Origin of the sequence: Mesorhizobium sp. M1A.F.Ca.IN.022.07.1.1, assembly GCF_003997575.1 — a bacterium.
Taxonomy (GTDB): domain Bacteria; phylum Pseudomonadota; class Alphaproteobacteria; order Rhizobiales; family Rhizobiaceae; genus Mesorhizobium.
Map to the genome: position 1 here is coordinate 27,283 of NZ_RZST01000022.1, position 3,991 is coordinate 31,273.

A 3,991-nucleotide genomic window follows, 5' to 3' on the forward strand; every position below is an offset into this window, starting at 1 on the left:
ACGTCCTTCTTCCTGTCGCGGCGCTCGCTGAAGGCCTCGCCCAATTCCGGCATGCCGATCTGGCAGGACAGGCTGTTCATCGGCCTTGCGAAGACGGCGGCGGATGCGACGGAGTATTTCCAGATCCCCACCGGGCGCGTGGTCGAGATCGGCACTCAGGTCGCCATTTGAGGGACTGCAACGCCTAAAGCGGTGAGTTGGTGCTCGTTACCGGCGGCTCCGGGTTCCTCGGCGCGCACTGCGTTCTAGCCCTGTTGCAGGCAGGCTACCGCGTCCGCACAACAGTGCGATCCGCCAAGCGCGAAGCCGATGTTCTCGCCATGCTGAGGGTCGGCGGTGCCGAGCCGGGCGATGCGCTTTCCTTCGCCTACGCCGATCTGATGACAGACCCCGGCTGGCTGGAAGCGGTCGCGGGATGCCAGTACGTTCTTCATGTCGCTTCGCCGTTCCCGCCGGGCGTGCCGAAACACGAGGACGATCTGATCGTTCCTGCGCGCGAGGGTGCGCTGCGCGTGCTGCGGGCCGCGCGCGATGCGGGCGTCAAACGGGTGGTGCTCACCTCGTCCTTTGCCCCCATCGGCTATGGCCAGAGGCCAATTCCGGGCAGTCCGTTCACGGAAGAGAACTGGACCAACCTGGCGGCCAAGGTAAGCGCCTATGTGAAGTCGAAAACGCTGGCGGAACGTGCGGCCTGGGATTTCATTGCCAGCCAGGGCGGAGCGCTGGAACTGACGGTCGTCAATCCGGTCGGGATCTTTGGACCGGTCCTGGGGCCGGATCATTCGACCTCGACGGACTTCATCAAGCGCTTGCTGGACGGCGAGATGCAGGGTCTGCCGCGCATGGTGTTCGGCGTGGTCGACGCGCGGGACGTGGCGGACCTGCATCTGCGCGCCATGACCAGTCCCGCCGCCAAGGGGGAGCGGTTCCTCGCCATCAGCGGCGATTTCATGACGACGCTGGGGATCGCACAAACGTTGAAATCGCGGCTGGGCAGCGTTGCGTCGCGCGTTACGACGAGAATGCTACCGGACTGGCTGGTCCGGACCGTCGGACTGTTCGACGGGCAAGCAGCCCAGATCGTGACGGAACTGGGCAAGGCCAGAAACGCAACCGGGGCCAAGGCCATGCGCATGCTCGGCTGGGCGCCGCGATCGCGCGAAGAAGCGCTCGTCGCCACCGGCGAAAGCCTGGTCCGGCTCGGATTGCTCAAAAAGTCGAGGTGACGCGCCCGGGAGAGTACCCCCCCAGGCGCAACGGTTCAGCCAAGCAGTGCGGCTTTGTTCCCTTCCAGGAACTGCTTGAGCGTCTTCGGCTTGCGGCCCGACAGCGTCTCGATAGCGTCGGTTACCATGCCGATACGGCCGGAGCGTGTGTTGGCGTCGAAGGATACGACAATGCGCGCAAAGTCCTCGGGAAGGCCGGCCGCCTTGACGCCCTCGGTCAAAGCCTCGTCAGGCAATTGGATAACCTCCAGCGGCTTGCCAGTGACTTCGCTCACCAGAGCGGCAATTTCGTTCGTCGTGTAGGCATGCGGGCCGGTCAGTGTGTAGACGCGGCTCTCCGTTGAGCCGGAAGCGAGGCTCGCGGCGATCGCGGCGGCCATGTCGTCGCGCGCGGCGTGCGCGATCCGCCCGTCGCCGGCTGACGTGTACCACTTGCCCGACGAAATGGCGTGCGGCAGCGCCATGAAAAGGTTCTCCTGGTACCAGCCGTTGCGGAAGATGGTGTAGGCAATGCCGCTCGCCTTGATGGCCTGCTCGGTGCCGTAGTGGTCGCCGGCAAACAGCACCGGCGAGACCGGCTCGGGATTGGGCATCGAGGTGTAGAGGAGGTGCGAGACGCTTGCCGCCTTGGCTGCGGCCACCGCGGCCTGATGCTGCTTGAGGCGCCGGTCGCTCTTCAGGTCGAGCTCACCGGTCGAGACGATCAGCACTCGGTCGGCGCCTTTGAACGCGCGCTCCAGCGAGGCCGGATCGTCGAAATCGGCCGGCCTGACGACAATGCCGAGGGCTGCCAGGTCGCCGAGATTTTCGGGATTGCGCGTGGTTGCGATGATATTTGCCGGCGCGACTTTCTGCGCATCGAGCAGATGGTTGATCACGGCGCGGCCGAGATGGCCGGAAGCGCCGGTGACAAGGAGAGTTTCGGTCATGGGAAGTTCCTGAAATTTGCGTCGAAGGGGTTCTGAACGATGGTCTCAAAAAGAGACCAGCACTAAAATAAGAATTGACCAAGGGCCGTAAAGAAGGCAGTTTTCCGGGAGGTAGGCACAGCCGGGGAACCACCGGCGGGTCGCCGCTTCGATCAATGGATGTCGCGATGGACAGCAAGATCTTCAGTCTGAAATCGAAGCTCGAGGTCTACAAAGCCATGACCGGCGGCGGCAATTTCGCCGACTGCCCGGTCCGCGATGTGATCCAGGGCATCAGCGGCAAATGGAGCTCGCTGCTGGTCATGGCTTTGGCCGAGAAGCCGTACCGGTTCGGGGAGTTGCGCCGCCTGGTGCCCGACATTTCGCAGCGTATGCTGACGCAGACGCTCTACGACCTGCAGCGCGACGGCTATGTGCATCGCGAAGTCTTTCCGACCAAGCCGCCGAGCGTTGAATACAGCCTCACCGATCTCGGCCGCTCGATGTTTGCGCCGTTGCAGATGCTGATCCAATGGGCCGAACTCAACCACGATGCCGTTCGTGAGGCGCGCGTCGCCTTCGATGCCGCGCAGGCCTGAGCCTTTCCTTCCCCGATACAAGCGTCAAAACGTCGCTTGCGCCGGTGCCGCAGTTGCTCGCCGCCATGGTCGCGGGAACGGTGATCGATCCGTTCAGGCCGATCGGGCTTGCGGAATCGCAATGGCCTGCAGCCGGATCATCCGCGATAGATAAGATGCCTTTGCCCGCAGGAAGGCGTGCAGCCGCAGCGGATAGTCCGGACTGACAGCCTCCTTCACCGATTGCCGGTCGCTCAACGCCTTGCGCCAGGCCTGGACGAGAGGCTTACCGTCCAGGATGCCGCTAGCGCCGATCTCGTCGAACGTGTCGAAGTAGCGGAAGATCGGCCCGTAGACGGCGTCGACCAGCGAGAAGCGCTTCCCGGCGAACCACGGACCGCTCCGCCTTGCCGACAGTTCCGCCTCGACACGCTCAAACAGTTCCGACAAGCCGCTGCTTTCCTTGAGGAAGCAGGCCTCATCGGCGGCGGAATAGAAGCGCCCGATGGCGTTGAGGATGGCCGAACCGAATTCGACCCAGGAGCGGTGCCTGGCCCGCATGAGCGGATCGGCCGGGTGCAACGGATTGGCCTGCGTCTCCTCGAGGAATTCGAGAATGACGGCGGATTCGAAAATGATCTCCTCCTTGCTGCCGTTTCGAACGCAGAGCAGCGGTACCTTGCCGAGCGGCGAGATAGCCTTGAACCAGTCGGGCTTGCTGGCAAGGTCGACATTGACGCGCTCGAACGGCACGCCTTTCTCGGCGAGGGCGATTGCCGCACGCTGGACGTAGGGGCAAAGGTGATGACTGACGAGGGTGAGTTTGGCCGTCATCTTATTCTCCCCAGACATAGTTCAGCGCGCCGTCCTCGACGCGGGTCGACAGGAACATCGGGCGCGAGCCCTTCGGCGCCGGGCCTACGAGGCGCTCGCCGCTTTGCATGTCGAAGCGGGCGCCGTGCCACTGGCAGATGAAGGCGCCGTCCTTGCAGTCGAGTGGCCCGCCGAAATGCAGGCAGGCATTGGCCGCGGCACGGACACGCTCGCCGCTGCGCCAGACGTGGATCTCGCGGCCGAAGAAAGGCGCGATCAGGCTGCCCGTCTGCGGGATGTCGGCCACTTTACAGATCTCATGTTTCATCGGGAACTCCTTATCGATGCAATTGCATCTATATGAATGCATTTGCATCGACCGTCAAGCTTGATGCAATTGCATCTATCGAATAAAGTTCCTCGATGACGAGAAAATCTCCTGCGCCCGAGGCCGTCAAAGCCTGGG

The 3,991-nt window shown here is 63.3% G+C and carries 5 protein-coding genes; 2 read left to right on the forward strand and 3 right to left on the reverse strand.

Annotated elements, in window-relative coordinates:
* Positions 1-200: 200 nt before the first annotated feature.
* The gene (locus EOA75_RS05155; protein WP_245466564.1) at positions 201-1,226 is read left to right on the forward strand and encodes an aldehyde reductase; all 1,026 of its coding nucleotides are present in this window, start codon (positions 201-203) and stop codon (positions 1,224-1,226) included.
* A gap of 35 nt (positions 1,227-1,261) precedes the next feature.
* Here EOA75_RS05155 and EOA75_RS05160 read toward each other — a convergent pair whose 3' ends face one another.
* Complete coding sequence (locus EOA75_RS05160) at positions 1,262-2,155, reverse strand: SDR family oxidoreductase (RefSeq protein ID WP_127241422.1); 894 nt, start codon at positions 2,153-2,155, stop codon at positions 1,262-1,264.
* Positions 2,156-2,322: 167 nt separating this feature from the next.
* Between EOA75_RS05160 and EOA75_RS05165 the strand changes: the two genes are divergently transcribed.
* The gene (locus EOA75_RS05165) at positions 2,323-2,733 is read left to right on the forward strand and encodes a helix-turn-helix domain-containing protein (protein WP_066998811.1); all 411 of its coding nucleotides are present in this window, start codon (positions 2,323-2,325) and stop codon (positions 2,731-2,733) included.
* Between the two features lie 93 nt (positions 2,734-2,826).
* Here EOA75_RS05165 and EOA75_RS05170 read toward each other — a convergent pair whose 3' ends face one another.
* The gene (locus EOA75_RS05170) at positions 2,827-3,546 is read right to left on the reverse strand and encodes a glutathione S-transferase family protein (protein ID WP_164747288.1); all 720 of its coding nucleotides are present in this window, start codon (positions 3,544-3,546) and stop codon (positions 2,827-2,829) included.
* 1 nt (position 3,547) lies between these two features.
* The gene (locus tag EOA75_RS05175; protein ID WP_127323775.1) at positions 3,548-3,853 is read right to left on the reverse strand and encodes a Rieske (2Fe-2S) protein; all 306 of its coding nucleotides are present in this window, start codon (positions 3,851-3,853) and stop codon (positions 3,548-3,550) included.
* Positions 3,854-3,991: the final 138 nt, after the last annotated feature.